The organism is Pannonibacter phragmitetus, from assembly GCF_050510895.1.
Taxonomy (GTDB): Bacteria; Pseudomonadota; Alphaproteobacteria; order Rhizobiales; family Stappiaceae; genus Pannonibacter; species Pannonibacter phragmitetus_B.
Genome location: NZ_JBNINT010000001.1, coordinates 856,102 through 882,226, shown reverse-complemented (window position 1 = coordinate 882,226; position 26,125 = coordinate 856,102). Strand labels below are relative to the sequence as shown.

Annotated in this window: 29 protein-coding genes and 2 pseudogenes; 24 read left to right on the top strand and 7 right to left on the bottom strand. The window is 62.3% G+C overall.

What is annotated here, in order from left to right:
• Nucleotides 1–185: 185 nt before the first annotated feature.
• Nucleotides 186–2,245, bottom strand: a pseudogene (locus tag ACQB61_RS04185) (elongation factor G).
• Between the two features lie 332 nt (nucleotides 2,246–2,577).
• Between ACQB61_RS04185 and ACQB61_RS04180 the strand changes: the two are divergent.
• On the top strand, nucleotides 2,578–2,919 hold the full coding sequence (locus ACQB61_RS04180; RefSeq protein ID WP_430511618.1) for a hypothetical protein: 342 nt from the start codon (nucleotides 2,578–2,580) through the stop codon (nucleotides 2,917–2,919).
• Nucleotides 2,920–3,040: 121 nt separating this feature from the next.
• Here ACQB61_RS04180 and ACQB61_RS04175 read toward each other — a convergent pair whose 3' ends face one another.
• Entirely contained in the window at nucleotides 3,041–4,240 is a 1,200-nt protein-coding gene (locus tag ACQB61_RS04175; protein ID WP_430511617.1) for a pyridoxal phosphate-dependent aminotransferase, read from the bottom strand.
• A 328-nt stretch (nucleotides 4,241–4,568) separates the two neighbouring features.
• On the opposite strand from ACQB61_RS04175, the gene ACQB61_RS04170 reads away from it, so the two are divergent.
• Nucleotides 4,569–6,044 carry a methyl-accepting chemotaxis protein gene (locus tag ACQB61_RS04170; RefSeq protein WP_430511616.1) on the top strand — a complete coding sequence of 492 codons (1,476 nt, stop codon included), beginning with the start codon at nucleotides 4,569–4,571 and terminating at the stop codon, nucleotides 6,042–6,044.
• A 34-nt stretch (nucleotides 6,045–6,078) separates the two neighbouring features.
• On the opposite strand, the gene ACQB61_RS04165 is transcribed toward ACQB61_RS04170, so the two are convergent.
• The gene (locus tag ACQB61_RS04165; RefSeq protein WP_430511615.1) at nucleotides 6,079–6,513 is read right to left on the bottom strand and encodes a hypothetical protein; all 435 of its coding nucleotides are present in this window, start codon (nucleotides 6,511–6,513) and stop codon (nucleotides 6,079–6,081) included.
• Between the two features lie 53 nt (nucleotides 6,514–6,566).
• Complete coding sequence (locus tag ACQB61_RS04160) at nucleotides 6,567–7,217, bottom strand: hypothetical protein (RefSeq protein ID WP_430511614.1); 651 nt, start codon at nucleotides 7,215–7,217, stop codon at nucleotides 6,567–6,569.
• A gap of 243 nt (nucleotides 7,218–7,460) precedes the next feature.
• Here ACQB61_RS04160 and ACQB61_RS04155 point away from each other — a divergent pair, with 243 nt between their 5' ends.
• The 6 genes from ACQB61_RS04155 (at nucleotide 7,461) to ACQB61_RS04130 (ending at nucleotide 10,343) form a co-directional block, all read left to right on the top strand.
• Entirely contained in the window at nucleotides 7,461–7,727 is a 267-nt protein-coding gene (locus tag ACQB61_RS04155; RefSeq protein WP_430511613.1) for a hypothetical protein, read from the top strand.
• Nucleotides 7,728–7,731: 4 nt separating this feature from the next.
• On the top strand, nucleotides 7,732–8,028 hold the full coding sequence (locus ACQB61_RS04150) for a hypothetical protein (RefSeq protein ID WP_430511612.1): 297 nt from the start codon (nucleotides 7,732–7,734) through the stop codon (nucleotides 8,026–8,028).
• 209 nt (nucleotides 8,029–8,237) lie between these two features.
• On the top strand, nucleotides 8,238–8,513 hold the full coding sequence (locus ACQB61_RS04145) for a hypothetical protein (RefSeq protein ID WP_430511611.1): 276 nt from the start codon (nucleotides 8,238–8,240) through the stop codon (nucleotides 8,511–8,513).
• Between the two features lie 64 nt (nucleotides 8,514–8,577).
• Nucleotides 8,578–8,988: a DUF3775 domain-containing protein gene (locus tag ACQB61_RS04140; RefSeq protein WP_430511610.1), complete on the top strand. Its 411-nt coding sequence runs from the start codon at nucleotides 8,578–8,580 to the stop codon at nucleotides 8,986–8,988.
• Between the two features lie 140 nt (nucleotides 8,989–9,128).
• On the top strand, nucleotides 9,129–9,257 hold the full coding sequence (locus ACQB61_RS04135; RefSeq protein ID WP_430511609.1) for a hypothetical protein: 129 nt from the start codon (nucleotides 9,129–9,131) through the stop codon (nucleotides 9,255–9,257).
• Nucleotides 9,258–9,344: 87 nt separating this feature from the next.
• The gene (locus ACQB61_RS04130) at nucleotides 9,345–10,343 is read left to right on the top strand and encodes a DUF1624 domain-containing protein (RefSeq protein ID WP_430511608.1); all 999 of its coding nucleotides are present in this window, start codon (nucleotides 9,345–9,347) and stop codon (nucleotides 10,341–10,343) included.
• A 9-nt stretch (nucleotides 10,344–10,352) separates the two neighbouring features.
• Here the strand turns inward: ACQB61_RS04130 and ACQB61_RS04125 are convergent, their stop codons facing one another.
• Nucleotides 10,353–11,216, bottom strand: a complete 864-nt coding sequence (locus tag ACQB61_RS04125) for a phosphotransferase (RefSeq protein ID WP_430511607.1) — start codon at nucleotides 11,214–11,216, stop codon at nucleotides 10,353–10,355.
• A 195-nt stretch (nucleotides 11,217–11,411) separates the two neighbouring features.
• Here ACQB61_RS04125 and ACQB61_RS04120 point away from each other — a divergent pair, with 195 nt between their 5' ends.
• Nucleotides 11,412–11,705: a SelT/SelW/SelH family protein gene (locus ACQB61_RS04120; RefSeq protein WP_430511606.1), complete on the top strand. Its 294-nt coding sequence runs from the start codon at nucleotides 11,412–11,414 to the stop codon at nucleotides 11,703–11,705.
• Here the strand turns inward: ACQB61_RS04120 and ACQB61_RS04115 are convergent.
• Nucleotides 11,702–12,148 carry a MarR family winged helix-turn-helix transcriptional regulator gene (locus ACQB61_RS04115; RefSeq protein WP_430511605.1) on the bottom strand — a complete coding sequence of 149 codons (447 nt, stop codon included), beginning with the start codon at nucleotides 12,146–12,148 and terminating at the stop codon, nucleotides 11,702–11,704. The two genes, ACQB61_RS04120 and ACQB61_RS04115, sit on opposite strands and share 4 nt — an antisense overlap.
• 128 nt (nucleotides 12,149–12,276) lie before the next feature.
• On the opposite strand from ACQB61_RS04115, the gene ACQB61_RS04110 reads away from it, so the two are divergent.
• The 12 genes and pseudogenes from ACQB61_RS04110 to ACQB61_RS04055 all read left to right on the top strand — a co-directional run bounded on the left by ACQB61_RS04110 (nucleotide 12,277) and on the right by ACQB61_RS04055 (nucleotide 22,815).
• Nucleotides 12,277–12,762 carry a DUF1579 domain-containing protein gene (locus ACQB61_RS04110; RefSeq protein ID WP_430511604.1) on the top strand — a complete coding sequence of 162 codons (486 nt, stop codon included), beginning with the start codon at nucleotides 12,277–12,279 and terminating at the stop codon, nucleotides 12,760–12,762.
• 30 nt (nucleotides 12,763–12,792) lie between these two features.
• The gene (locus ACQB61_RS04105) at nucleotides 12,793–13,569 is read left to right on the top strand and encodes a VOC family protein (RefSeq protein WP_430511603.1); all 777 of its coding nucleotides are present in this window, start codon (nucleotides 12,793–12,795) and stop codon (nucleotides 13,567–13,569) included.
• A 183-nt stretch (nucleotides 13,570–13,752) separates the two neighbouring features.
• Nucleotides 13,753–14,664: an HNH endonuclease gene (locus ACQB61_RS04100; RefSeq protein ID WP_430511602.1), complete on the top strand. Its 912-nt coding sequence runs from the start codon at nucleotides 13,753–13,755 to the stop codon at nucleotides 14,662–14,664.
• 117 nt (nucleotides 14,665–14,781) lie between these two features.
• Nucleotides 14,782–15,090 (top strand): annotated as a pseudogene (locus tag ACQB61_RS04095) (excinuclease ABC subunit UvrB); the annotation flags it as partial.
• 44 nt (nucleotides 15,091–15,134) lie between these two features.
• The gene (gene uvrB / locus ACQB61_RS04090; RefSeq protein ID WP_430514285.1) at nucleotides 15,135–17,648 is read left to right on the top strand and encodes an excinuclease ABC subunit UvrB; all 2,514 of its coding nucleotides are present in this window, start codon (nucleotides 15,135–15,137) and stop codon (nucleotides 17,646–17,648) included.
• The gene (locus ACQB61_RS04085; protein WP_430511601.1) at nucleotides 17,645–17,986 is read left to right on the top strand and encodes a hypothetical protein; all 342 of its coding nucleotides are present in this window, start codon (nucleotides 17,645–17,647) and stop codon (nucleotides 17,984–17,986) included. The genes uvrB and ACQB61_RS04085 overlap by 4 nt, the downstream gene beginning before the upstream one ends.
• 444 nt (nucleotides 17,987–18,430) lie before the next feature.
• Complete coding sequence (locus tag ACQB61_RS04080; protein WP_430511600.1) at nucleotides 18,431–18,781, top strand: hypothetical protein; 351 nt, start codon at nucleotides 18,431–18,433, stop codon at nucleotides 18,779–18,781.
• A gap of 20 nt (nucleotides 18,782–18,801) precedes the next feature.
• Nucleotides 18,802–18,975 carry a hypothetical protein gene (locus tag ACQB61_RS04075; RefSeq protein ID WP_430511599.1) on the top strand — a complete coding sequence of 58 codons (174 nt, stop codon included), beginning with the start codon at nucleotides 18,802–18,804 and terminating at the stop codon, nucleotides 18,973–18,975.
• A 165-nt stretch (nucleotides 18,976–19,140) separates the two neighbouring features.
• A complete protein-coding gene (locus ACQB61_RS04070) occupies nucleotides 19,141–19,782 on the top strand; it encodes a chalcone isomerase family protein (RefSeq protein WP_430511598.1) in 642 nt (213 codons plus the stop codon).
• Between the two features lie 73 nt (nucleotides 19,783–19,855).
• On the top strand, nucleotides 19,856–21,109 hold the full coding sequence (locus ACQB61_RS04065; protein ID WP_430511597.1) for an MFS transporter: 1,254 nt from the start codon (nucleotides 19,856–19,858) through the stop codon (nucleotides 21,107–21,109).
• Nucleotides 21,110–21,138: 29 nt separating this feature from the next.
• Nucleotides 21,139–21,492 carry a DUF6665 family protein gene (locus ACQB61_RS04060; RefSeq protein ID WP_430511596.1) on the top strand — a complete coding sequence of 118 codons (354 nt, stop codon included), beginning with the start codon at nucleotides 21,139–21,141 and terminating at the stop codon, nucleotides 21,490–21,492.
• Between the two features lie 324 nt (nucleotides 21,493–21,816).
• Nucleotides 21,817–22,815 (top strand): DUF1402 family protein, encoded by a 999-nt coding sequence (locus ACQB61_RS04055; protein WP_430511595.1) that lies wholly within the window; start codon nucleotides 21,817–21,819, stop codon nucleotides 22,813–22,815.
• Between the two features lie 47 nt (nucleotides 22,816–22,862).
• On the opposite strand, the gene ACQB61_RS04050 is transcribed toward ACQB61_RS04055, so the two are convergent.
• The gene (locus ACQB61_RS04050; RefSeq protein WP_430511594.1) at nucleotides 22,863–23,537 is read right to left on the bottom strand and encodes an MBL fold metallo-hydrolase; all 675 of its coding nucleotides are present in this window, start codon (nucleotides 23,535–23,537) and stop codon (nucleotides 22,863–22,865) included.
• 455 nt (nucleotides 23,538–23,992) lie between these two features.
• Here ACQB61_RS04050 and ACQB61_RS04045 point away from each other — a divergent pair, with 455 nt between their 5' ends.
• The 3 genes from ACQB61_RS04045 to ACQB61_RS04035 all read left to right on the top strand — a co-directional run bounded on the left by ACQB61_RS04045 (nucleotide 23,993) and on the right by ACQB61_RS04035 (nucleotide 25,944).
• A complete protein-coding gene (locus ACQB61_RS04045; protein ID WP_430511593.1) occupies nucleotides 23,993–24,577 on the top strand; it encodes a hypothetical protein in 585 nt (194 codons plus the stop codon).
• Nucleotides 24,565–24,828, top strand: coding sequence for a cold-shock protein (locus tag ACQB61_RS04040; protein ID WP_430511592.1), 264 nt, complete (start codon nucleotides 24,565–24,567; stop codon nucleotides 24,826–24,828). The genes ACQB61_RS04045 and ACQB61_RS04040 overlap by 13 nt, the downstream gene beginning before the upstream one ends.
• Before the next feature lie 267 nt (nucleotides 24,829–25,095).
• Nucleotides 25,096–25,944 (top strand): 23S rRNA (adenine(2030)-N(6))-methyltransferase RlmJ, encoded by an 849-nt coding sequence (locus ACQB61_RS04035; protein ID WP_430511591.1) that lies wholly within the window; start codon nucleotides 25,096–25,098, stop codon nucleotides 25,942–25,944.
• Nucleotides 25,945–26,125: the final 181 nt, after the last annotated feature.

Genomic DNA, 26,125 nt, shown 5'->3' with positions numbered 1-26,125 from the left:
GCGCCAACAGAAGACGCCTGAAACCCTGAAGATGCAAATAACGCTCTGGTGACATCCGGCGAGCCCTGACACACGCAGGATTGAGCTCTCTTTGGGCCAGCCGGGAAAAGATGAGGCCGGCACCCGTCCGTACCGGCCTCTCCCCTCCTGTTTCTGCAGCCACAAGTGCTGCCTGGAGAGTTCCTTTATGCCGCCTTCTGGCGCTCACGGGCAAGTATCTGGTCTGCGAGCTTGCCGGTTACCTCTGCCAGATGATCAAAGCGGCGGTGGAAGCTGCCCGCCCCCGCCGTGGCAGATCTCAGCTCCACGATCAGTCCGTCCAGTTCGGCCTGAGGCATCAGGCAGCGCACCTCGTCCCATCCGGCCCAGCCGGGCCTTGCATCAAAGCCGAGGATCTGGCCGCGCCGCGCAGGAATGATGGCGTTGATGCGTGCTGTCGCTTCGGACGGGCACACCACGACCACCTCATCCATAGGCTCCAGCAGCACCGGACTGCACTCCGGCAGCCCCTCCCGCATCGCCGTGATCGCCGCCATGCGGAAGGCCTGATCGGAACTGTCGACAGAATGATAGGAGCCGTCCGTCAGCACAACCGATATATCCACAAGCGGGAAGCCCAGCGCACCGTGACCGAGCGCCTCGCGCACGCCCTCCTCCACCGAAGCAATGTACTGGCGTGGCACCACGCCGCCGGTAATCTTCTCGGAGAAGACAAAGCCCTCGCCGCGCCCGAGCGGATGGATCTCCAGCACCACATCGCCAAACTGACCGTGTCCGCCTGACTGTTTCTTGTGCCGCCCGCGCACGCTTGTGCCCTTGCGGATCGTCTCGCGGTAGGCGATCTGCGGCGCGCGCGCCTCCACCATCAGGCCATATTTGCCCTTCAGCCGGGCAAGCGCGACGCGCAAGTGCATCTCCCCTGCCCTTCCAGCAAGGTCTCGCCGGTCGCCTCACTTAGCCGTGTATGCAGGGCTGGATCTTCTTCCGTCAGCTTGTGCAGGGCGGCGGAGAGCTTCACGTCGTCCTTGTGATCGGCTGTGGAGATGGCAAGGCCCATCACGGGCTCAGGCCGGCGGAAAGGCATCCACTGGCGGATCGGCTCCTTCAACCCCAGCAGCATGCCGGTCTGCGCCCCCTCGAGCTTCGCCAGCGCCACCGTCTCGCCCTCACCAGCCGCGCCCCGGCGGCTGGCCTGCTGGCCGAAGACCGAAAGCAGGCCAGACGGCTTCTCCGTTTCGCCATCCGGCAGATGCAGTCCATGCCCCTCGGTGACCGTGCCACCCAGCACCCGCGTCACCGACAGCTTGCCACCATGCAGCGTGTGCAGCGTCTTCACCACCACACCCGCCTCGACGGAAGCGCTCAGGCCCAGCCGCGCCCGGGTTGCCATAACATCCGGCCCTTCGTGACGCAGAGCCTTCATCAGGCGCTGGATGCCGTTACCGTGCTCTGCTGAGCCGATGAACACCGGGCATATCAGCCCCTGCCGCATTTCTTCGGCCAGATCTGTGAACACCCGTTCCCGGCCCGGCGCCATGTCCTCAAGCAGGGTCTCCATCAGCACATCGTCATGGTCGGCCAGCCGCTCCAACATGGAGAAGCGCGCTTCCACCTCGCGGGCAAGTTCATCGCCCGGCATGTCGATCACGAGACTTTCAGCATGTTCGCGGTAGACAAAGGCCCGCTCCAGGGCAAGATCAATGAAGCCTACGGCAATGCCATTCTTCCAGATCGGAATCTGCCGCAACACCAGTGGCACGCTGGAGGCGGGCTGCAGCAGCTGCAGCACATCGCGCACGCGCTGCGTGGCCTTGTCGATTTTGTTGAGGAACAGGAGCCGCGGCACACCGCGCTCTTCCAGCATCTTGAGGATCAATTGCAGCGCGGGAACTTTCTTCTCGTCCGCTTCTGCCACCACGATCGCCAGATCCGCCCCGCAAAGGGCGCCTTCCGTCTCCGTCAGAAACTCGACCGAGCCGGGACAGTCGAGAAGGGTATAGTGATCCCCCAGATACTCCGTCCCGGCGATATTCATCTCAATGCTCATGCCATGGGCACGTGCCTCTGGCGAAGCATCGCCCGTCATATTGCCGCCTGCCTGGCTGCCTTGTCTGGAAATTGCCCCCGTACGCGCCAATATGGCTTCCATCAGGGTTGTCTTGCCGCTTCCGAAGGGCCCGACAATCGCGATGCAGCGGGGGCCGGATCGTCTACCGCTGCTGGTGCTTTCCTGAATGCCGCTCATGCTGCCGTCTCCCGTTGGCTTGTGTTGCCAGCGCGAGGATCGCGGCAGGAGATGACGCCGCGTCTGCGCGCCGTCCACCCGCAGCAGGGACATGAGCCGTCTTGGCCGGATAATCCGGCGCCGGGCCTTGCCCTGCGGCGTTTGAGCATTGCAGCCCCGTCCGCGTTTGACGCCGCCACGGAGCCGGTCAAGGCATCGTCGCGCCGCACAGCCGCCATTTGCAAGCAAAAGATGTGCGGCACTGCAGCATCAAACGGCCTTGCCCCTGCCGCATCTGCACGCCACAACAAGGCCAGAGACAACCGGTAACGCAGCGAAAGGCCGGATTCAGAATGCAGATCCCTCAGCGTACCGGCCTTGTTGCAACCGCCCTGCTTCTGGCTGCAATACTGCTGCCATACGGCCCAGGCGGCGAGGCTCAGGCGCAAACCTCCGCCCTGCGCCGCTCCAGCGACAACGGCACCGCCGCCGCTCCTTCCATGCGCGGCCTGGCCGGGCGCATGCTTCTGGACAAGAGCCAGCAGCAGCAGACGCAAGGCCTCGACCGGCGCCAGCAGAGCGAAGCCGAACAGCGCCGCGAACGGGCGAAGGAACTGGCCGAGCCCTGCATCCAGCCCGGTTGCCCCACCAATCCGGAATACCGGGATGTGTATGGGAAACCAAAGGCGAAGTGAGCTCGCTCTCTGGCCCCTATTGTCCGCCGCCCGGACGGCGTGGTGGAGAGGACTTTGACAACAAAAAACCCGCCGGCTTTCACCGGCGGGTTCTTCACTCACTTGCACCGTCAGATACGGCTCAACGCAGGTTTCCGCAGAAACGCTGGATGCGCTGGCAGGCATCTTCCAGGGCTTCGGTTGCGGTGGCGTAGGAGATGCGGAAGTTCGGGCCAAGTCCGAAGGCCGAGCCCTGCACGACGGCCACGCCCTCGGCTTCCAGAAGCTCGGTCACGAAGTCCTCATCGGTCTCGATGACCTTGCCGGACGGCGTGGTCTTGCCGATGCAGCCTTCGCAGGACGGGAATACGTAGAACGCACCTTCCGGAACCGGGCAGACCAGACCCTTGGCCTGGTTCAGCATCGACACCACCAGATCACGGCGTGCCTTGAAGATCTCGTTGTTCTTCGGGATGAAGTCCTGCGGCCCGTTCAGCGCTTCCACGGCCGCATACTGGGCGATGGAGCTGGGGTTGGACGTGGACTGGGACTGCACCGTTGCCATCGCCTTGATCAGCTGCACGGGACCCGCCGCATAACCAATGCGCCAGCCGGTCATGGCATAGGCCTTGGAGACGCCGTTCACCGTCAGCGTGCGGTCGTAGAGCGATGGCTCGACCTGCGCCGGGGTGGTGAACTCGAAGTTGTCATAGACAAGGTGCTCATACATGTCGTCGCTCATCACCCACACATGCGGATGACGGACGAGCACATCGGTGAGCGCCTTCAGCTCGGCACGCGTATAGGCAGCACCCGAGGGGTTGGACGGCGAGTTGAAAATGAACCACTTGGTCTTCGGCGTGATCGCGGCTTCCAGAGCCTCGGCGGTGATCTTGAAGGTCTTCTTGTCGGCCTCAACGATCACCGGCGTGCCGCCAGCCAGCTCCACCATGTCCGGGTAGCTCACCCAGTACGGCGTCGGGATCAGAACCTCATCACCGGGGTTCACGGTGGCGATCAGGGCGTTGTAGAGCACCTGCTTGCCGCCGGTGCCGACCGTCACTTGCGCCGGGGTATAGGCGAGGCCGTTCTCGCGCTTGAACTTGGCGCAGATCGCCTCCTTCAGCTCGGGAATGCCGTCCACGGCAGTGTATTTGGTCTTGCCCTCATTGATGGCCTTGATCGCCGCAGCCTTGATGTTTTCCGGGGTATCAAAGTCCGGTTCGCCAGCGCCAAGACCGATAACGTCCCGGCCGGCGGCTTTCAGCTCACGCGCCTTGTTGGTGACCGCAATCGTTGCGGACGGTTTCACACGCGAGAGAGCATCGGCAATAAAGCCCATGAGGGTCCTCCATAGGAGACATGGTGATTTCGAGCGCGCGGACCCTAAGCCGACAACAGAGCAGCCGCAAGGCCCAAGCACCGCAGATCTGCGGCTTGCGTCCACTTTTTTGTAGATCAGGCCAGAAGGATATACGCGGCAGAAATGACAAGGCCCCACCAGTACAGCTGCGCGCGCACCTGAAACAATTACCAGTAATCACCAAAATAACGATCAATATCAGCACTTTAATTTTTCCATTTTGGAAAAAGCGCCGCAGAGTGAGCTTAAACCTCAGGTAATGAGTACGTGGAAAAACGTATGCATACACCAAACGGAGTGCCCACAGATGGCCAGCCTGTTCTCCATTGGCAGCATGCAGCGCAGCATCAACCGGGATGCCCTTCAGGCATTGGACGATCTGCCTGTTGCCGTCATGACCTGTGATCTTTCGAGCTTCTGCATCGACTACGCCAACAAGGCTTCGATCGGCCTGGTGGACAAGCTGAAACATATCCTGAATCTCGATCCGTCGAAGATCGTCGGCACTTGCATCGACGTGTTCCACAAGCACCCGGAACATCAGCGCCGGATCATTGGCGACCCCGGAAAACTGCCGCACAAGGCCCGCATCAGGCTGGGCGAAGAGGTCATCGACCTGCACATTTCGGCGATTTATGACGCTGCAGGCCGTTACACCAAGGCTTCCCTGGTCTGGAGCATCGTCACCGAACAGTACAAGGCAGACAGAGAAACCAAACGCCTGTTGCAGATGATCGACAAGATGCCGATCAATGTGATGACCTGCGACCCGAAAACATTCGAGATCAACTACGTCAACCAGACCAGTCTCAAGACCCTGGAGGCCGTCGAAAAGTACCTCCCCGTCAAGGTGAAGGATCTGCTCGGCAGCTCCATCGACGTGTTCCACAAACACCCCGGCCATCAGCGCAAGATCCTCTCAGATCCCTCCAATCTGCCTTGGCGTGCCAACATCAAGGTTGGCCCCGAGACATTGCGTCTGGATGTATCGGCGATTCAGGACACGGACGGCAGCTATCTGGGACCGATGCTGAGCTGGTCGATCATCACCGACCAGAGCCACGTGACGGAGCAGATCAGCGGCGTGGTCACGACCATGAACGAGATCGGCAGCGAGCTGGACAGCACTGCTGCCAGCATGCTGCATACGGCTGAAGCTGCCGGGAGCCAGGCCACATCCGTATCCTCTGCGGCCGAGGAAATGGCGGCTTCGTTCTCCGAAATTGCTTACCGGATGACGACGGCGGCACAGAAGTCACGGGCAGCAACGGAACAGGCGGATTCAACCGCCGGTCAGATCGAAGCACTGAAGAGTGCGTCGGAATCCATCGGCACCATCATGGGCACCATCCAGTCCATCGCCGATCAGACAAAGCTGCTTGCTCTGAACGCCACCATCGAAGCGGCGCGCGCCGGTGAGCTAGGCCGGGGCTTTGCCGTCGTGGCAGCAGAAGTGAAGGGTCTGTCCGAGCAGACAAGCCGCGAAACGGAACAGATCCGTGCGCAGATCGAAGCCATGCAGAGCCAAACCACGGGCGCCATGACAGCCATCCGCTCGATCATCGACATGATCCGCGAGCTGGACGCCCTGTCCTCCGCCGTTGCTGCGGCGATGACCCAGCAGCAGGCCGCCTCGCAGGAGGTGACGCGCGCCATCTCCAGCGTCTCCGACGCCAGCAACAAAACCCGGCTGTCGGCACAGACCGTCATGGGCATGGTGGACAAGGTGAAGGGCGTGCAAAAGGCCAACAGCGAGATTGAGGCCTTCCTGAAATCGCGGTGACGCAGACAAGCCCGGAAAAGCCGGACCTCGACCCTCAGGCCCGGCTTTCCAAAATCAGATGCGGCGGATCTTCGTCGTTATCGATGAAGATCGCACGCATGCGTTTGTTTCGGGACGAGCCATCAAGGCTGTTCACCACGACCGCGATGGGAATGTTGCTGGCCTTCTTGGCGGCCTCGAGCAACAACCCGTAACTCTTTGGATGCAGAAGCGTTTCGGTTATGGGATGCTCATCCATCGACTGCTGGGTCAGCCGAAAGGCCTTGCGCGCCGCCTTGTTGGCGGCCAGCATCTTGCGTGTCTTCGTGTCCACGACGATCACTGGCGACGTCATCACGTCGAAAATCCGGGAAAAATCTGCTTCGCTGTGGCCATCCGGCTCTGCCGTGAAGACAACACCGCCAGCGGTGTCCGAAAGACGGAAGAACAGGGCCGAATAATGCATCACCATGGTGTCGCCATTCGGCATCTTGAAGCGCCCCTTGCCAGAGGCGCTGGACGTGCGCGCGAGGACCGTCTGGATCAGCGCCGTAAGCGTCTTGCCGACGCGCTTCGGGATATGGGCAATGTTGCGCCCGATGCAAAGCGCAGGATCGTCAATGCCGAAAGCGTGAAAAAGCCCGGGCTTGCGTAGCGGACATAGCCGAAGTTATCGGCCGTCATGACGATCTTGCCTGAATTCTCGACGAAGTGCTTCAGGATCGGCGCAAGGCCGCGCACCACATGCCCGCCCTCCCCGCCGGCCGCCACCGTCGACGGATGGCAAATGACAAACTGGCGCCCATCGCCTGCGTCATAGCGCCAGCCGGTCAGGCTGATACCGGCTATCCCGCTTTCCGCGTCCGTGCCCACATCAATCGGGCCGCACTTGCCTTTGCGGATAACCGTGTTGAACAGATTGAGAAGATTTTTCTGCGTCTGCGGTGCCAGCGCAGAAAGCGCCTCAGTCAGGGCAGCCTGCTTCAGTCCGGCGACCTTGCCATCAATCTGGGCTGTGCCGGTTTCGAGCCACATCAACCGCTTGGCGGATGGATCTGCAATCAGAAACCACAGACCGGTGAGACTGAGATGCGGCCCGGCATGGTCATCCGGCACCGCGGAAGCCGCAGCCTGCAAAAGCTTCTGGTCCGGCGTGGGCATCACTGCCGCCGCCGCCTCGCTTGATCCGCTCATGCCTTTTGCCCGTCCCCGGCGGCGGGCCCATCCCCGCACCGAAACTCCAGTACGTTCCGGTATCGCCTGCAAGGGCAAAAATCCAGTGAAGATGATCGTTACAAACCGAAACTTTCCCGCCACGAAATGGCCATGAAAAATGCTGTAACCCGCCCGCTTCCGGGCCGCAGGCCGTCGCATTTTCAGGCCAGTTTCTGCCTGTCTGGGCGCTGATGAAAGGGCCTTGGAATGAGAAACAGGACGATGCCCCACACGCAGATTCCCCGCAGGCCGGCCTGCCCGTTGCAGCTTGCCTGGCTGTCCGGTGGCCTTGGCCTTGCGGCTGTTGCCATCTGCGGAATGACCGGCAGTTCAACCGGGCTGAGCCTGATGGCCATTCTGGCCGCAGCCTTTGCCGGCATGGCGTCGCTGACGCTATGTCTCGGCGCCACCCTGCTGCAGGACATGGAGGCCCGGCCGGACAGTCCGCCGCTTCGCTCATCCAGACGCCCACATGATGACTGGAGCTGACAGCATGACCGGAGACACGACGCAGCCGGATGGCAGCAACGCAACGACCACGCGCATGGATACACCGCCCATGGCGACAATCCAGACGCCGCACAAGACGCGGCCTGAGGACGAAGCGAGCCTGCGGCCGCTGGGAATGGCCATCGCCTTTGGCGTCATACTGGCTGTGGCGGTTGCCTTCCTTGGCCCGTCCCCCTCAGCGCGCGAGCACTATGGAGACAACACCGCACAAGGTGAGCTCCAGCATCCCGCACAGGCCGGCAAGACCACGCCACCTGCCCGGACCTTTCGGACGGGATGACACATCAAACACCGCCTCTCAGGATCAGAACGTGAAGATCTGATTTGCAAAAGCCCCGCGAGACCCGTTCTCCGGGGCTTTTGCATACATGGCGCAGGGAGATTTGCGGCAGCCTCATTTCCAGTGCGGGGAACCATTGCGCGTCTCAACCATTGGGCAGACACCTGAACACGCTATCAACTGCGATTGCCCGCTGAACGGAGCTGCACATGCTCGCGCCCCGCTGGAAAGTACTGATCTTCTCTCTCGTCCTGTATCAGGGACTTCTGACCTGGTGCATGTTTGAGCTGGTCAACATCTCGGCCTATTTCTCCAGTTCAGAATGCGGCGAGTGGTGCTACCGCCGTCCTTTCGGTTTCATCCTGAGAAATCAGGGAGCTTATGACGCCGCCATGGCGTTGGCGGGCTTCAGCCTTCTTCTCATCCTGGTCAATGCCGCAGTCTGGATCAGCTCCATCTGGAACCGCCGGCACAGCAAGTGCTGACCCGTTGCTTCCCAGCCCATCCAGTGACTTAATGATGCCTGCGAAAGACACATGGAGTTCCGCCATGGCCGTTGAACTGACCCTGTCGCCTGAAACCATCCGCATGCTGGTGCAGAAGGCCCGCGCCGCAACTGCCGCCTTGAACGACGCCTTCGAGGAAGACCGCGGCAATGGCATCGACTTCGACGAGGACCATCTCTCGGACCTCCACATGCACGATGGCCTCGCGGAGGAGGAAACAATCGACCTGAGCGAAGAGGAACTGCGGGAGCTGATCTCGGACCTGAACGTGGATGAGTCGGCCGAACTGGTCGCCATTGCCTGGGTCGGCCGCGGTGACTTTGATGCCAGTGACTTCGACCAGGCTGTCGATGAGGCCCGGAGCAGAGGCATGAAGAGCACCGCAAGCTATCTGATCGGCTTGCCCCTGCTGGCCGACTATCTGGAGAACGGTCTGGAAACACTCGGCTTTTAGTAACTTTTCCACAGCCGCAGCAAAAACAGGCAGGACAGCGGCACCGGGAAGCCAAATAAGGCTTTAACCAGACGTTAACCATATGCAACGTTCCTAGGAGCGTCACATATGGACCATACCCAACCGGGAGGAGCCCTGAGATGAGCATTCAGGATCGTTATGATACCGATAGTCTCGTCAGCAGTCCGCGTTCACCCTGGCCCTATGTAGCGGGCTTTATCGCAGTTTCAGCCTTTGCCAGCGTTCTGGCGTCCGCCTTCCTTGGCTAGGCACACCATCAGGCATTTGCACGGCTCCGTCCGGCAGCCTGCGAGAATTGCCGGGCGCGGCAGGTGGAGTTTCAACGGATCTCCGCAATGACCACCAGCCCGGCATCCAGTTCAACAAGTACCAGTATGTCCACGTTGCGCCTCCACGGGCTGGACCTTGCCCGTGGCGCCGCACTGCTGGCGATGGTGTCGTATCACCTGTCTTGGGATCTATCCTGGTTCGGGATCGTGGACTGGCCCGTCAACGAGGATGGTGGCTGGCAGGCCTATGCCCGGCTGATTGCAGGCACCTTTCTGTTTCTGGCGGGCATGAGCCTGACGCTCGCCCATGGCAGCGGCATCCGCTGGTGCGCCTTCTGGCGCCGCGAAGGCATCATCCTGATGGCTGCTGCCGCCGTCAGCGCCGGCACATGGTATGCGCTCGAAGCCAGCATGGTGCGTTTCGGCATCCTCCACTGCATTGCCGCCGCAAGCCTGATCGCCCTGCCCTTCGTGCGCCTTCCGGCCGTCGTGTCCTTCATGGCTGCGCTGCTGGTCTTCTCCCTGCCCTTATGGGCCGCTGGCCCTGCCTTCGACGGGCCGCTGTGGCTTTGGACAGGACTTGGCAATCCGGGTTTTTCCAGCGTGGACTGGGTGCCGCTCGTGCCATGGGCGGGCGCAACCCTGCTCGGCGTTGCTGCCGGGCACTTGCTGCGACGTCCAGGCATCCGGGAAACGGTTGCCCGCTGGCAGCCACGCTCCGCGTTCAGCCGCCTGCTTTGCCAGGGCGGGCGCCATTCGCTGGCCGTCTACCTGATCCATCAGCCAGTTCTGTTCGGCAGCCTCTGGCTGGTGGCAGCCAGCGGCGTCATTGAGGACAGGACCTCCCGTGACTTTCAGGAAAACTGCACTTTGACCTGCACGGCGGGCGGTGTGGAACAGCCTGCCTGCGCGCGCATCTGTTCTTGCACCCTCAGCACGATGAAGTCGGACGGTCTGTGGAACAAGCTCCTGGCAAACCCGGAAGATTCCGGCCTGTTGAGCCAGATGAACACCAGCCATGCCGCGTGCGTGCAGCAGGAGTTCGACGCCAATCCACGGCAATAACTTCAGAACTCAGGCGCCAATGCACCGCCGTGCCCGCGCCAGCCGTTCTGCCGCAAAAGCCCTGAAATCCGCCGCATCATTACCCCGCGCCGCCTGTCCCAACGCCCACAGCGCCGAAATGCCGTCGCAGACGGGCTTCATCGCAGCAACCCGGAGGCGCATCAGCTCCGGATCATGGCCATGAACAAGGCCCGCGGCATGGGCGGCCAGAAGCGCAGCCTCGGCCTCCTGGTCCAGCCCGCATTCCAGCACCGCATAGGCCAGATCCCAGGCCGGATCGGACCAGCCCGCATATTCCCAGTCGATCAGCCACAGGCGCGTGCCATCACCAAGGATATTTCCCGGCACCAGATCGCAATGGCAAGGGGCGGTCAGAACCTGAGGCACTGCTGCAAGGCCCGCAGCGGCCTGCCGCAGAAAGGCAAGATCCTCTTGCGCCGCACCGTCTGCCTCTGCCGCAAGGAGCATCTCCTCAAGCCGCTGCGAGGGCACGAAGACTGGCGGGCGCACCAATCCGTCAAATGCGGCAGCCGCCCCATGCAACCGCGCCAGCAGCTTGCCCAGAAGCTCTGCCCCGGAAACATCCATAGCTGCAAGCGGATGCGCATCCGGCACCGCTTCGATCAGCATCAAGCCTTGCTCCGGCACTGCCAGAACCACGCGGGGCCCCAGCCCAAGCCTTTCCGCCATACGAGAAAATTCAGCCTCGGTCTTGCGGTCGACAAGCCCCCGGTTTCCAGGCCGCTCCACCCTCAGGACAAAGCTGCCCGCTTCCCCGTCAACCGGTAAACGTGATTGCTGAGGCCGGAGATTGCCGTCACCTGCAACCGGTCTCCCGCCTCCCGGCGCAGCACCCCGGCCAGCGGCGGGCAAGCCGCAAGCGCAGCCGCAAGAGGCTCAGGTAATGGCTGGGGCAGAAGAACTGGCATGAATAAGACCACATGACAGGGGCGGAGGGCTAAGTGCTTCCCTTCTGCTCCATCCTTGGCCTTGCGGCAAGCGGCCTGCCGGAAGTGCAATTTCCCGCCCCCTCTTTCCGGGACACCGGACTCACTGCATAGTCACGCCATGACCGAAAAGCCCGCCATCACCATCACCTATTGCCGCCAGTGCAACTGGATGCTCCGCTCCGCCTGGCTGGCACAGGAGCTGCTTTCCACATTCTCCGAGGAAATAGGCTCGGTGACCCTCATCCCGGGTACCGGCGGCGTGTTCCTCATAACCTGCGACGGCACGCAGATCTGGGAACGCAAGCAGGACGGCGGCTTTCCCGAAGCCAAGGTGCTGAAACAGCGCCTGCGCAATCTCGTCTGGCCAGAGCGGGATCTCGGCCATTCGGACGGGCATAAAAGTGGCGGCTAACCGCTGATTTCCGCCAGCCCGTCGCGCAGAACCTGCGGATCAGCGCTCATCCCAGCTTCAAGCGCGCCATGCACCTCATCCCAGATGGGCACCGCAGCCGCGAGCGTCAGCGCCCCGGCCTGCGTCAGATGCAGCCGCTTGCCGCGCCTGTCCTTCGGGTCCGGCTGAACTTCTACCCAGCCCTTGCGCGCCAGCGGCTTCAGCGCCGCCGTCAGCGTTGTCCGGTCCATGCCCAGAAGCCCGGCCACCTGCCCCAGCGCCGGAGCCTCCGGCCGGTTCAGCGCCATCATCAGGGAAAATTGCTGGTTCGTCAGCCCTGTGGGCTTCAACGCCATATCAAAGCGGCGTGCAAGTGTACGGGCGGCGCGCTGGGCGAAAAGGCACAGGCAGGTATCCTTCACCTGAAGGGTCTTCGCGTAGGGGACTAGCGGGGTATTTGACATGGCCTATTTATGTTGATATCAACTCATATCGTCAATTGGCAGTTTTCGGGGATAGAGCGCCCTGAACCGGCGCGCAAGCGCGCTCATGCCGGATGGCACCAATCAGCAACCGGAAGAGGAGGCCGGCCATGCAGCCTTCAACCGCAACAGAGCATCACAGGATCCTGCGCAGGCTGACGGGCGAATGGCGGATGGTCTCGTCCACTGGCCATCCGGATTATGATCCGGAGGATCCGGCGAAACGCTGGACCGAAACCGGCCGCATGCTTGGAGATCTCTGGGCGATCATCGAAACACGCGGCCCAATGCCCGACGGGAAACCGGCAGAAATGCTCATGACCATCGGCTACGATCCCGCCCTTGGCCGCTACACCGGCACATGGACCGGCTCCATGATGGATTATCTCTGGATCTATCGCGGGTGGGTGGAAGACGAAGGACAGACGCTGGTTCTGGAAGCCGACGGACCGGATTTCGACACGCATGGCAAAAGCGCCGTTTACCGCGACGTGATCCGCTTCCGCCCGGACGGAACCCGCAGCTTCACCGGCAGCGTGCAGCAGCCGGACGGCACCTTCCGAGAATTCATGACCCACATTCTGGCTCCAGCCTGACGCCCCCTTTTTTGACACGAGGAGACTTCCATGATCGGGAAATTCATCTGGTACGAGCTGATGACCACGGATCCGAAAGCAGCAGCGGCATTTTACTCGGACGTGGTGGGTTGGCAGGCCTCGGATTCGGGAATGCCGGGTTTCGATTACACGATTCTGACCATTCCCGGCCAGCCGATGCCCAGCGCAGGCCTGATGGCCCTGCCGGACGAACTGGCGGGATCAGGCGTGCCGCCCCATTGGATCGGCTACGTGGGCGTTGCCGATGTGGATGCCAAGGCAGAGGAATTTGCGGCCAGCGGCGGCAGGATAGTGCGCCCAGCCGAAGACGTTCCGCAGGTCGGCCGCTTTGCCGTCGTGGCTGACCCGCACGGCGCGGTGCTGAGCCTGTTCAAGCCGGACATGCCGGATGGGCCTTTGCCGCCGGAACCGGCCATGGGACTTCCCGGCACCTTCGGCTGGAGCGAGCTTTATGCCGGAGATGGCGTGGAAGCTTTCGCCTTCTACAACAAGATGTTCGGCTGGGAAAAGGACATGGCCGTCGATATGGGGCCAATGGGTACCTACCAGTGCTTTGCCCTGAACGGCCAGGGCATCGGCGGCATCATGACCAAAATGCCGGACATGCAGCAGCCTTTCTGGTCCTACTATATCAACGTCGAAGCCCTCGACGCTGCCATCGCCCGCGTCACCAAAGCCGGCGGCAAGGTCATCCACGGCCCGCAGGAAGTCCCTGGCGGCGCCTGGATCATCAACGCCCTCGACCCGCAGGGCGCAATGTTCTCGCTGGTGTCGATGAAACGGTAATCAGGGGCAGAGGAAGGCCTTCCTATCTGGCTTTGAAACGGTAGGAAGGCCCCTGTATCTATTCCTTCCGTCTGAGACAAAGGAAGGCAGGTTGCGGCCGCAAACTGAAATCCAAAGAGGATACACACACAACCTATTGTACCAACTGCAACTTTCTCCTACTCATTGAGTTGGGAGACCGCCATGACACAAGCCGTCCTGTATCATAAAGTCGACAGCATCTACGACGACATAACCGGGAAGCAGTATCACTTCCCGAAACAATACCTTAAACGGATGGAACAAACCGTCGGAGACTGGATCGTCTATTATGGCCCCATGCCGCGGTCCAAGGGGAGTTTTTATTTTGGCGTCGCACGTGTCAAAAACATAACTGCTGACTCCAAGATCGAAAATCACTTCTACGCCCATCTGACCGACTATATCGACTTCGACAGATGGGTTCACTACATGGAGAACGGCGGTTACGAGCAGCGCATGGTTCTGCCTGATGGACGGCCAAACGGCGGTTTGACGGTCAACGCGGTTCGCCTTCTGGAGCCATCTGAGTTCCAGGCCATCGTGACGGCAGGCCTTGCAAACCCCGATGAATGGCCGGATCGCGTCGATGCTCCGCAGGATACAGATCATGTGCCCGCTGAGCCCGGCTTTGGCGAAACGCCGCAGGCACCATTCTTTGGACCTGAGGTCAACAGGCCCATCATCCCTCAATTGCTGAATCGGCGCTTCCGGGACGCAAAATTCAAACAGAATATTCGCCGCGTCTACGATCGCACATGTGCATTCACAGGCTTGCGACTGATCAACGGCGGCGGACGACCCGAGGTGGAGGCTGCACATATCGTGCCTGTGGAGCATGGTGGTTCGGATTCAATCCAGAACGGCATTGCTCTCTCGGGCACGGTTCACTGGATGTTCGACAGGGGTCTTCTGTGCATGCAGGATGACTACACGATTACTCCATCACGTCACTTGAACTACGATGTCTCGCATCTCTTGCATAAGGATATGAAGGCACGTGTGCCTGAGGTTGCTCACCAGCGGCCGCATCCAGATTGCCTCAAGTGGCATCGAGAGCGAATTTTCAAACAGTGATTAGCCAGAACAAAGCCGCAACACCCCTTTCCCCCGCGGCGGTTTCGGCCCATATTGCAGGGCATGAGCAAGAAGCCTGTCTCCCCCGCCACGCCCGAAACCTCCAGCCAGCCGGAAGGCTTTGGCGAAGCGCCGCAGGCGGCGTTTGAGGGAGCGCCTCTGCCAACCGTCAGCCTGTCCGGGTCGATTGCCGACTGGGCAGAAGAGATTGCGGGGCGGCGGAGAAGCTTCCCGCAGAACCACCGGCACCGGCGGCGGATGCGGCGTCACGCAAGACCGCACGCAGCAAGGGCAAGACGGAAAGCGGCAGCCGTTCGTCGCGAGGCACGTCCATCGGCAAGGCGGAAAGCGCGAGAGAACGGGCGGCTGGCGGGCTGAACCCGGTTGCAGGGCTCGATATTTCGCTGGAAGACGCGGAGAAGCTCGAACAGCATCTCAAGGAAAACAAAAAGAAGAAGGGCCGTAACGCCTTGCCGGAGCTGTCCGGCAATCAGGGGGCCACGGCCACCGTTGCCGCGCTTTCGGCGCTGATTGAAAGCGGCAATCCGCTGCACAAGAACGGCGAGCTCTGGGTGCCGCACCGGCCCCAACGGCCGGAGAAGTCCGAAGGCGGTGTGCCGATCGTGCTGAAATCCGCCTATGAGCCGCGCGGCGACCAGCCCACGGCCATTGCGGAGCTGGTTTCCGGCCTTGAAAGCGGCGAGCAGACGCAGGTTCTTCTGGGCGTCACCGGCTCGGGCAAGACCTACACCATGGCGCAGGTCATCGCCCGCACCCAGCGCCCGGCGCTGATCCTGGCGCCCAACAAGACGCTGGCGGCGCAGCTTTATGGTGAGTTCAAAAGCTTCTTCCCGGACAATGCCGTCGAATATTTCGTCTCCTACTACGACTATTACCAGCCCGAGGCCTACGTGCCGCGGACGGACACCTACATCGAAAAGGAATCCTCGATCAACGAGCAGATCGACCGGATGCGCCACGCGGCCACCCGCGCCCTGATCGAACGTGACGATGTGATCATCGTCGCCTCCGTCTCCTGCATCTACGGTATCGGCTCGGTCGAGACCTATACGGCCATGACCTTCGCGCTGGAGGTGGGCGAGCGCATCGACCAGCGCCAGCTGCTGGCCGATCTGGTGGCTTTGCAATACAAGCGCAACGACGCGGCCTTCCAGCGCGGTACCTTCCGGGTGCGCGGCGACACGGTGGAACTGTTCCCGGCCCACCTTGAGGACCGGGCCTGGCGCATTTCGCTGTTTGGCGACGAGGTGGAGTCGATCACCGAATTCGACCCGCTCACCGGCAAAAAGTCCGGCGAGATGAAAAGCGTCAAGATCTACGCCAACTCGCACTATGTGACGCCCAAGCCCACGCTGCAGCAGGCGACCCGCTCCATCAAGACCGAGCTGAAGCAGCGGCTGGAAGAGCTGAACGCCCATGGCCGCCTGCTGGAAGCGCAGCGGCTGGAACAGCGCACCATGTATGATCTGGAGATGCTGGAAGCCACGGGCTCCTGCGCCGGCATCGAGAACTATTCACGCTATCTGACAGGCCGCAAGCCGGGCGAGCCGCCCCCGACCCTGTTTGAATACCTGCCGGACAACGCACTGGTGTTCCTCGACGAAAGCCATGTCACCGTGCCGCAGATCGGCGCCATGTACAGGGGCGACTTCCGGCGCAAGGCGACGCTGGCCGAATATGGCTTCCGCCTGCCCTCCTGCATGGACAACCGGCCGCTGCGCTTCGAGGAATGGAACGCGATGCGGCCCCAGTCCATCGCCGTCTCCGCCACCCCCGGCAAGTGGGAGCTGGATGAATCCGGCGGTGTCTTCGCCGAGCAGGTGATCCGCCCCACCGGCCTCATCGACCCGCCGGTTCTGGTGCGTCCCGCCTCGTCGCAGGTGGACGACTTGCTGGGCGAGGTGCGCGAGACATCCGCCAAGGGCTACCGCACGCTGGTCACCACCCTGACCAAGCGCATGGCCGAGGACCTGACCGAGTATCTCCACGAAAACGGCGTGCGGGTGCGCTACATGCACTCGGACATCGACACGCTGGAGCGCATCGAGATCATCCGCGACCTGCGCCTTGGCGCCTTTGATGTGCTGGTGGGCATCAACCTGCTGCGCGAAGGCCTCGACATTCCAGAATGCGCCCTTGTCGCCATTCTGGATGCGGACAAGGAAGGCTTCCTGCGCTCGGAAACGTCATTGGTGCAGACCATCGGCCGTGCCGCGCGTAACGTGGATGGCAAGGTCATCCTCTATGCGGACAACATCACCGGCTCCATGGAGCGGGCGATGGCGGAAACCACCCGCCGCCGCGAGAAGCAGATCGCCTACAACACCGAACATGGCATCACCCCGGAAAGCGTGAAGCGCTCCATCGGCGACATTCTGGAAAGCGTCTACGAGCAGGACCACGTCACCGTGGATGCTGGCTTTGCCGAGGACGGCAATCTGGTCGGGCACAATTTCAAGGCCCATCTGGAAAGCCTCGAAAAGCAGATGCGCGAAGCTGCAGCCGATCTCGACTTCGAAACCGCCGCCCGGCTGCGCGACGAAATCCGCCGCCTGCAGGCAACCGAACTTGCCCTCAGCAGCGATCCCCTGGCCCGCCAGTCCGCTGTGGAAGAGCAAGGCGGCAGCTATCAAGGCGAACGCCTCTATGGCGCAGGCGGCTCCAAGGAAGGCGCCAGCGGCAAGAAGAAGGAAACGGCAGCAGACCGCGCCCGCGCGGCCAAGTCCTCAAGCATGCCAGCGCCCAGTTCAAAGGTGCGCAAGAACTCGCTGGACGAAATGACCGTCGGCCGTACAGAGGTTCCCGCCCATGCAGGGCCGCTGCCGAAAAAGCCCATCATCCAGGCAGAGGACGCCCCGCATCTCACTCCGCGTGGCAAGACCGGCATCGGCTCCTACGAGGACCCGGCAGACGAAAAACGCCGCAAAGGCCGCTCCCGCAAGACCGGAAGGCCGGGGCAGTGAAGTCGTCCCCTCTCCTCCTCGCCGCAGCCCTCGCCCTGCCGTCCTTCGCTGCCCTGCCGGTTCTGGCAGCGGGGGCGGAACTGCCGGCATGTGCGGTGACGGGTGCGCGGTCGGTCTTCATCAACGGACGGCCTGCGCTGCGGCTTGCGGATGTGGCGGGTTGTCCGGCGGGCATGTTCGAGACAGTGCCGGGGCTTTTCATCGAGGGGCAGCCTGCCGTACGGCTTGCGGCACCACAGAAAAGCTGTATCGCTGCGGGCTCCTCGAATGTCATTGCAGGAGGTTCCATGGCACCAAGAGCCGGGGACGTTGTCTGCCCGCCCCCACCACAAGACTAGTCGAACGAATTCCGTATTTCTTAAGCACTGACAGCTTAGATTGTGGATCTTATTCTTGCTAATGAGTGCCTGCTGGCAAAGTTCTTCGAGAACCAGGCTCTCCAGTGCGGCACTCAATAGATTTTGCAGATCTTTATTCCAAAATCAGCTTCTCCACCTCGTATCCGAACAAGAAGAATTTATCTTCCATTGAGAAACGTAGGATAGACTGCAAGAAACTGGCACCTGCAGGAGGAGGATGTGGTGAGGTGTCTGACCAGACGAGCAGTGAAATTTTTCAGCTGCGCCGCGCTGCTCTCCGCATTGCTGCCGCCATTCGCCCCGGCAAGTGCCAGCCCGGAGACCTACTCCGTCTTGCGTCTGACAACACTGGAATGGCCGCCGCATATCTTCGCAGATGGATCCGGCCCCCTTGCAGAAGTTGTCCGGAAAGCCTTCAGGCAGGTGGGCTCGGATGTCGTCATAGAGGTGCATCCATGGCACCGCGCGGTCTCGCTTGCGGCTGAAAACCAGGACTATGCAGGCGTGTTTCCCGAGTATTACTCCGTTGAGGCTGACGCAGAAGCGGATGGCAACCGCTGCCTTTTCTCGCAACCGTTTGCAAGAAGCCCGCTCGGCCTCGCCGAACATCGCCGCAAGCCCCTGACATGGACCGAGATCGGGGATCTTGCAGATCTGCGGATTGGTACAGTTCGCGGATACAAAAATGGCGATATGTTTGACCTCATGGCCGCAACCCGCAGAATTCACGCTGTGGAAACAACAAGCGACGAAAAAACCTGCGCAATCTCGTAGAAGGAAAGATCGAAGCTGCGGTGATCGACCTCAAGGTCTTCGAGCACCTTGTAGGCAGCTCGCAGGACTTGAAGGAGGCAGCTGCAGATCTGCAGTTCAACAGCAGACTTCTTGGCGTTCCGGAATTCCACATCTGCTTCCAGAACTCGCCTGCAGGCCACCGGGCGCGGGAGGCCTTTGAGAAGGGCCTCTAGTCAAGCCCGATCGGCATTTGAGCCTCTTCGAAGTGTGCCCTCAGGCAGAGCCGCCAGCACGCTCCCGTGCAGCTCCGCCTGACCTCGTCTCCGGACCGGGAACAATCCAGCACGCATTGCATTGCGTAAAGGTCAGGAATGGAAGGCAGACAGGAGGATGAGTTTATGTCCATCACCCCGCCGCAAGAGCAGCACGGCGCCATCCGCGCAGCACGTGCGCGAAGCATGTCCCACGCCATCGCAGGCGGCTTCACCGGAACCCAGTCGCGCCGCATCGTCATCGCTTTTGTCATGGGCCTTCTGCTGGCATTGGCCGTAACAGCCATGCCCCGCATGGCCGCAGCAGACGCGGGGCCAGCCGCCCGGCTTGTCCCGTCTGCCGAACTCGTCGGTCAGGGCCGCATGACCTATTTCGGTTTCCGCGTTTTCGACGCTGAGCTCTACGCCCCGCAGGGCCGCTATTCGCCATCAAAGCCCTTTGCCCTGAAGCTGACCTACCTGCGTAATTTCAAAGGCGCGGACATTGCGAAGCGCTCCGTCGACGAAATGCGCCGTCAGGGCATGCAGGACGAGGCCAAGCTGAAGCAATGGGGCGACAAGATGCGTGCCATTTTCCCGGATGTCACCCAGGGCGCCTCCATCACCGGCGTTCGCGATGCCTCCGGCAAAGCCATTTTCTACAAGGACGGCCAGCAGATCGGCACAATCAATGATGCCGACTTTTCCCGCCGCTTCTTTGCCATCTGGCTGGGTGACAACACGGCAAACCCGAGCCTGCAGGCCAGCCTGACCGGATCTGCCCGCTGATGAGCGCCCCCTTGCCTGCGGCACCGTCACCGGACCTGCACAAAGGCAGGGGGCTCTCCTGGCCTACGGCTTCATGGCGCTGCCGCTCGCCTTTGCCGGGCTGCCCGTCTATCTGCATGCACCGGATTTCTATGCCGCAACGCTGGGCGTTCCTCTCGCCAGTCTCGGTGGGGTGCTTCTGTTGCTGCGGCTGGTGGATGCCGTCCAGGATCCGCTGATCGGCAGCCTCAGCGACCGCTTTTCCCACCTGCGCTGGCTGGTGCTGATGCTGGGCAGCCTGCTGCTGGGCGGCGGCTTCTTCATGGTGTTCACACCGCCCGCCGGGGAGGGAGCACTCGGCTGGTTCGCCCTGTCCATCCTGCTCTGCACCACCGGTTATTCCATTGTCGCCATCAACCTGCAGGCCCTCGGCGGGTTGTGGATCGCCGCAGAACACGAGCGCACCCGGATCGCCGGATGGCGCGAGGCGCTGGGGCTGATCGGCCTGCTGCTGGCCTCCATTGCCCCAACGGTGCTGGATCAGGGGGCCGGCAAGGAAGTTGCGTTCTCCCGCCTCGCCTGGCTCTATCTGCCCCTTCTGGCGGTTGCTCTGGTGCTGCTGCTGCGGTGGCTGCGCCGGGCGCCGCTGGCGCAGGAGGCAGACGGAACAAGCCCTGCGTTCCGCTGGCAGGATGTGACGGGTGACCGGTGGCGGCGGAGCTTCTTCGCCATCTATCTGGCCAACACGTTCGCCAGCGCCATTCCGGCGGTTCTGGTCATCTTCTTCATCCGCGACCGTCTGGGCGCGGAAGATCTGACAGGCCTCTTCCTGCTGGCCTATTTCCTGTCCGGCGCCGCCTCCATGCTGCTGTGGCAGCTGCTGTCCCGGCGGATGGGCAAGCTGCAGGCCTGGGCTGCCTCCATGGGGCTGAGCGTCTTCACCTTCGTCTGGGCCATCTTCATCGGTGAGGGCGATATCGCAGCCTATACGGCGATCTGCCTGCTCTCGGGTCTGGCGCTCGGGGCGGATCTGGCGCTGCCTGCCTCGATCCTCGCCGACCACATCGCCCGCAGCCGCAGCGAAGGCGCCGCAAGCCGTCTTTATGCCGTGATGGCGCTGTTCACCAAGGGCGCATTGGCGCTGGCAACGGGCCTCACCCTGCCCGCACTCGGTCTGGCCGGCTACCAGCCGGGAGAACCGCTGACAGCACAGACCGCCGTGGCGCTGAGCATCGCCTATGCCGCAGTTCCCTGCCTGCTGAAACTGGCTACAATGGTATGGCTCTGGCGCAAGTCGGCCCTGCTGGCCCACGGCGAAACAGCAGGTCACGCCCCTGCCCGGGCATAGAGAATGAACCTGCCGGGAGACAGGCAGCGATGAGCGTACGCCCGCCCAGCCAGTACAGAATGGAAGACAAGGACCCGCTCGCCGCTGCCCTTGCTCAGGACGTGATGGCGGAGAAAGCCGGAACACTCGCCCGCCTGACCCGCAAGCTGGACGAAGCCCTGGCCCGGCTCGAGGGGGCCGGAAGGCGTCTGGCCGCAGCGCCAGAAGACGAAAGGCTTCGATCGCGTCAGCAGGAGCGGCTGGAGGAAGCAGCCGAAGCACTCTGGCATGTGGTGATCCAGCGTGAGCTTTGCGGCCTGCGTCAGCACCGGGAGTTTCTGGACCTGCTGCAGGTGCCGTCACCCGTCCGCCTGCGTATGGGACCAAGGCAGACGCGCCGGTAACCGCCGTCTCCGCCATCCATTCCCCTGCAGTATCATGCAGGCCTTGACAGGGCTTACACCACGGCTCAAGGAGACGTGATATAAAACCGCCACACCTGCCGGAAACCTTGCCGCCAAAGCTCTGGATGATGCGGTATAAGCGCCCGTGGACATTGATTCGGGCGCTGGCCTCGCGTATGGGTTCGCATGCCTGAGAGCACCGTATTGTGGACTGGAAACAACACTCTTCCAGTTACGCGTGTGCTCCGGTGAGTTTCCTTGTTTTGGACTTGTATCTTGCGGAGAGCCCCGTCTATTCCTCCCGGCGGGGGCCTGGAGTCAGGCATGAGCATGTTTAATGGATTGCGTCTGGCGGGACGCAGCGTGAAATTCGCCGCGCGTCAGCTCGCAGCGGCTGGCCTTTCGGCGTCGGTTCTCCTCGGTGCATTTGCAGAGGCGTCTGCTGCGCCGCGCAGCGTGCCTCCGGGCAACCGCAATGCGGAACAGCCCGCGATACCCTTTGCCTCGGCACGGCGCACGGCGGCCATGCGCTCGACCTATGACGCCAAGTTCGAGCGCGTTCTGGGCGTGCTGCGCCGCGACACCGCCCTGATCTCCGACATCAAGCGTGTTGCCGCCCGGTATGACATTGATCCGGTCCACATGATCGGCGCTATCGTCGGCGAACACACCTATAATTATGACAGCCTCGACAGCGCCCAGAGCTATTACGTCAAGGCCCTGTCCTATGCCGGTGTCAGCCTGAATTTCGCCCATGGCGGCGTCAACGTGACGGATTTCGTCCAGAAGCCGCAGTTCAGCGCCTGCAACACCGAGGCCTACCAGAACGACAGCCACAAGCTGTGGACCTGTTACGAGCGGGTTTGGGACAGCGACTTCCGCGGCAAGAGTGTGGACGGCACACGCTACCCCCGCACGAACTTCAACGAGACCTTCTTCCAGCCGCTCTTCTCGGGCCAGAGCTTTGGCCTCGGCCAGCTCAGCCCGCTCACGGTGCTGAAGATGACGGACCGGGTCGCCCGCCAGAGCCGCCTGCAGCGCCTGACCGCCGACAATGCCCGCGACGTCTACCAGGCGACGATGGATCCGAACATCTCGCTGCATTACATGGCAGCGATCATACAGGACGCCATCGAGGCTTACCGGATCGTCGGTGATGTGGACATTTCCAACAATCCCGGAATCACGGCAACGCTGTACAATCTCGGGGACCCGTGGGGCCGCGCGGCCCAGTTCCGCCGCAGCGGCAACACCTGGCCCCAGGAAAACTACTACGGCTGGCTCGTGAACGAGAAGCTCGAGAAGCTCAAATCGCTTCTGTGAACATGACGAAGGGGCCGAAAGGCCCCTTCTTTCATATCTGGCTGATGTCAGCGCAGGAACGGATTGGTCAGGCGCTCGTGACCGAAGGTCGACGGGTCGCCGTGTCCGGGCAGGAACGTAACGTCATCGCCCAGCGGCAGCAGCTTTTCGCGGATGGAACGGATCAGGGTGGCATGATCACCGCCTGGCAGATCGGTGCGGCCGACGGAACCGGCAAACAGCACATCCCCGGACACCGCAAACTTCAGATCGGCATTGTAGAACACCACATGACCGGGCGCATGGCCGGGGCAATGCAGCACCTGAAACACCAGCCCGCCGATATCCACCGTGTCCCCCTCATCCAGCCAGCGGGCCGGCTCGATCTTCCGGAACGGCGGCATGTTGAACTGCTGCGCCTGACCTTCCGAACGGTCGATCAGCATCTGATCCGCCAGATGCGGACCCTCGATCGAAACCTTGAGCGCATCGGCAAGATCCGCAGCGCCGGCGATGTGATCGATATGGCCATGCGTGATGAGGATGCGTTCCACCTCGACCTTGTAAGCGGCAACAGTCTCCAGAATGACCTCGACGTCGCCACCCGGATCCACCACCACGCCCTTCATGCTGCGCGGGTTCCAGATGAGGGAGCAATTCTGGCGGAAGGGCGTCACCGGGATCACGGCAATCTGCACGGGCGGCAGGCCATCCTGCATCGCTTCACCGTCGGCTGAAGTCATTTCGGGCTCCTGAAAGCTGGCATCTGCTGTGTCAGTAGCCTGCAGCCCCCGGCCCCGCAAGCCGCAGATCAGATGGAAGGCCGGAAGGCGCACCTCCGGATTGGCAGAAGGCAGCCTGAAATGCCTGATTGTAAGGCAGAAGCCAGCCGTTTACCGGCGAGATCTGACAGCAAGAGCCCTGACACTCAAATCACGTTGCGGCATTTGTGACCTTTAGACCATCGTCCGGTAAGGATTCGCTTGCCGGGAGCCGTTTTTCATAGCTATGATAATTCTGCGGCGGATTGGATCGGGTTGCGGCAGCGTTGTTTCTTCCCAATACCATGTTGTTGGCAGTGGCAAGTCCGTTGGCCTTGCGGGGTCAGCAGGCTGCATGGAACGTCCGCACTTCGGTGCGGGAGAGATAGGAATGGGTCGGAGCCGTGAAGACGGCACGCAAATAGGGTGTTTCAGCAATGCACGATGGCGATTCGGACCGGCGCTCGCGCGGACGGCGCGGCGGCAAGCGTGAGTTCGGCGGTCCGCAGGACTTCGGCAGCGATTTCGGCGGCGGCGGCAGTGAATTCGGCGGTGGTGACTATAGCGCCCCCGCCGTAGTGGCGGATTTGGCGGCGGTTACGGCGGTGGCGAGGAATACGCTTCTGCCGGCGGCGGCCGTGATGGCGGTGGCGGCTACGGCGGTGGACGCAGCGGTGGCGGTTACGGCGGCGGCCGTGATGGCGGCGGTGGCGGCTACGGCGGCGGCCGTGAAGGCGGCGGCGGCTACGGCGGTGGACGCAGCGGCGGCGGCGGTTACGGCGGCGGCCGTGATGGCGGCGGCGGCTACGGCGGCGGACGCAGCGGCGGCGGCGGTTACGGCGGCGGCCGTGATGGCGGCGGCGGCTACGGCGGCGGACGCAGCGGTGGCGGCGGTTATGGCGGCGGCGGCGGTGGCCGTGGTGGCTTCGGCGGCGGTGGTGACGGTGATGGCGGCCCGCGCCGTCCGCGTCCCGAGTTCGACGGTCCGGTCGAGCGCGGCCCGCGCCAGATGGGCACTGTGAAGTTCTTCAAGGCCGACAAGGGCTTTGGCTTCATCACCCCGGACAACGGCGACGCCGATGTCTTCGTCCACATCTCGGCTGTGGAGCGTTCGGGCTTCCAGGCTCTGGACAGCGGTCAGCGCGTCTCCTTCGAGACCGAGCCGGATCGCCGTGGCAAGGGCCCGAAGGCTGTGAACCTGCAGGCTCTGGAAGGTGAAGCCACCTCCAGCGATCAGGACGGCCAGGACGACGACGCAGGCTACGACGACTGATCTGGCCTGATGCCGGACCCATGGTCCGGTGAGATTGCGGTGGCCTTCCCCGGAGGGCCACCGTTTTCTTTTCAGCGGCAGCCCCTTGCTGTGCTGACAGCCGCTCCGGCACGGGCGGGTGAGACGAGCCGGAGACGCCAAGCCGCCAGCAGCGCTCTGCCTTGTGCCCCTGTCCGGGTCCTGGGCCGCGAGGCTCCCCTTGCCAGGCACGCCTCTTCCCCATAAAGCCCATCCGAGCACCGCTTCTTTCGACATGAGGACCACCACATGAATTACCGGCACGCCTATCACGCCGGCAACATCGGCGATGTCCTCAAACATCTCGTGCTTGCCCGCTGCATTTCCTACATGCAGCGCAAGGATGCCGCGTTCCGCATCATCGACACCCATGCGGGCATTGGCGGTTATGATCTGCGCGCCGAGGAGACGCAGAAGACCGGCGAATGGCTGCAAGGCATCGCCAGGGTTCTGGCGGCGGATGTTCCGGCCAAGGCAGCGCCCGTGCTGGCAGACTGGCTCGATGTGGTGAAGGGACTCAACCCGGGCACCGAACTCACCCAGTACCCCGGCTCCCCTGCCCTTGCCCGTGCCCTTATGCGCCCGCAGGACCGGCTGACGCTGACAGAGCTGCATCCCGCCGACTTCGAGACGCTCGCCGCCCGGTTTGAAGGCGACTGGCAGGTAAAGACCATCCATCTGGACGGCTGGCTGGCGCTTGGCAGTTTCGTACCGCCCAAGGAGAAGCGCGGCCTTGTGCTGATTGATCCGGCCTTCGAAGTCACCAATGAGTTCGAACTCATGGCGGACGGGCTGATCAAGGCCTGGAAGCGCTGGCGCAGCGGCATGTATCTGGCGTGGTATCCGCTCAAGGACCGCAAGAGCGTGGAACGCTTTCACCGGACGCTGGAAGAGGCGGAGCTGCGCGACGTGCTGGTTCTGGAACTCAACGCCGGTTACAGCGCACCCGACCGTCCGATGAAGGGGTCAGGCATGACCATCATCAATCCGCCCTTCACACTGGCGGATGAAATGCGCAACACCCTGCCCTGGCTGGCAGAGGTTCTGGCGCAAGGCCCGGGAGCATCTGCCCGGATCTTCCAGCTTCTGGACGAATGACATCGAGACGCCACCGGCCGATGCAGGCTGAGTTGAGCTGCTCCGGTTCCGTATCAGCTTGACCAGCGCCCGGAGCAACCGGCTCAGCAAGGACGGCGAGGAGAGACACCGCTTGACGGCGGCGCAGGCTTCCCGCAAGGTTTCGCGGATTTTCTAAGCATGTTTTGCAAGGGAAGGTTCA

Excerpts from the sequence above, each read along its gene's own strand:
- ACQB61_RS04120 (WP_430511606.1), top strand. The coding sequence starts at position 11,412 with ATGACCGAAAAGCCCGCCATCACCATCACCTATTGCCGCCAGTGCAAC.
- ACQB61_RS04150 (WP_430511612.1), top strand. The coding sequence starts at position 7,732 with ATGACCGGAGACACGACGCAGCCGGATGGCAGCAACGCAACGACCACG.
- ACQB61_RS04130 (WP_430511608.1), top strand. The coding sequence starts at position 9,345 with ATGACCACCAGCCCGGCATCCAGTTCAACAAGTACCAGTATGTCCACG.
- ACQB61_RS04170 (WP_430511616.1), top strand. The coding sequence starts at position 4,569 with ATGGCCAGCCTGTTCTCCATTGGCAGCATGCAGCGCAGCATCAACCGG.
- ACQB61_RS04140 (WP_430511610.1), top strand. The coding sequence starts at position 8,578 with ATGGCCGTTGAACTGACCCTGTCGCCTGAAACCATCCGCATGCTGGTG.
- ACQB61_RS04175 (WP_430511617.1), bottom strand. The coding sequence starts at position 4,240 with ATGGGCTTTATTGCCGATGCTCTCTCGCGTGTGAAACCGTCCGCAACG.
- ACQB61_RS04070 (WP_430511598.1), top strand. The coding sequence starts at position 19,141 with ATGTCCATCACCCCGCCGCAAGAGCAGCACGGCGCCATCCGCGCAGCA.
- ACQB61_RS04160 (WP_430511614.1), bottom strand. The coding sequence starts at position 7,217 with ATGAGCGGATCAAGCGAGGCGGCGGCGGCAGTGATGCCCACGCCGGAC.
- ACQB61_RS04135 (WP_430511609.1), top strand. The coding sequence starts at position 9,129 with ATGAGCATTCAGGATCGTTATGATACCGATAGTCTCGTCAGCAGTCCG.
- ACQB61_RS04035 (WP_430511591.1), top strand. The coding sequence starts at position 25,096 with ATGAATTACCGGCACGCCTATCACGCCGGCAACATCGGCGATGTCCTC.
- ACQB61_RS04060 (WP_430511596.1), top strand. The coding sequence starts at position 21,139 with ATGAGCGTACGCCCGCCCAGCCAGTACAGAATGGAAGACAAGGACCCG.
- ACQB61_RS04155 (WP_430511613.1), top strand. The coding sequence starts at position 7,461 with ATGCCCCACACGCAGATTCCCCGCAGGCCGGCCTGCCCGTTGCAGCTT.
- ACQB61_RS04145 (WP_430511611.1), top strand. The coding sequence starts at position 8,238 with ATGCTCGCGCCCCGCTGGAAAGTACTGATCTTCTCTCTCGTCCTGTAT.
- ACQB61_RS04065 (WP_430511597.1), top strand. The coding sequence starts at position 19,856 with ATGGCGCTGCCGCTCGCCTTTGCCGGGCTGCCCGTCTATCTGCATGCA.
- ACQB61_RS04165 (WP_430511615.1), bottom strand. The coding sequence starts at position 6,513 with ATGCCGAATGGCGACACCATGGTGATGCATTATTCGGCCCTGTTCTTC.
- ACQB61_RS04100 (WP_430511602.1), top strand. The coding sequence starts at position 13,753 with ATGACACAAGCCGTCCTGTATCATAAAGTCGACAGCATCTACGACGAC.
- ACQB61_RS04115 (WP_430511605.1), bottom strand. The coding sequence starts at position 12,148 with ATGTCAAATACCCCGCTAGTCCCCTACGCGAAGACCCTTCAGGTGAAG.
- ACQB61_RS04180 (WP_430511618.1), top strand. The coding sequence starts at position 2,578 with ATGCAGATCCCTCAGCGTACCGGCCTTGTTGCAACCGCCCTGCTTCTG.
- ACQB61_RS04110 (WP_430511604.1), top strand. The coding sequence starts at position 12,277 with ATGCAGCCTTCAACCGCAACAGAGCATCACAGGATCCTGCGCAGGCTG.
- ACQB61_RS04050 (WP_430511594.1), bottom strand. The coding sequence starts at position 23,537 with ATGACTTCAGCCGACGGTGAAGCGATGCAGGATGGCCTGCCGCCCGTG.
- ACQB61_RS04105 (WP_430511603.1), top strand. The coding sequence starts at position 12,793 with ATGATCGGGAAATTCATCTGGTACGAGCTGATGACCACGGATCCGAAA.
- ACQB61_RS04055 (WP_430511595.1), top strand. The coding sequence starts at position 21,817 with ATGAGCATGTTTAATGGATTGCGTCTGGCGGGACGCAGCGTGAAATTC.
- ACQB61_RS04045 (WP_430511593.1), top strand. The coding sequence starts at position 23,993 with ATGCACGATGGCGATTCGGACCGGCGCTCGCGCGGACGGCGCGGCGGC.
- ACQB61_RS04040 (WP_430511592.1), top strand. The coding sequence starts at position 24,565 with ATGGGCACTGTGAAGTTCTTCAAGGCCGACAAGGGCTTTGGCTTCATC.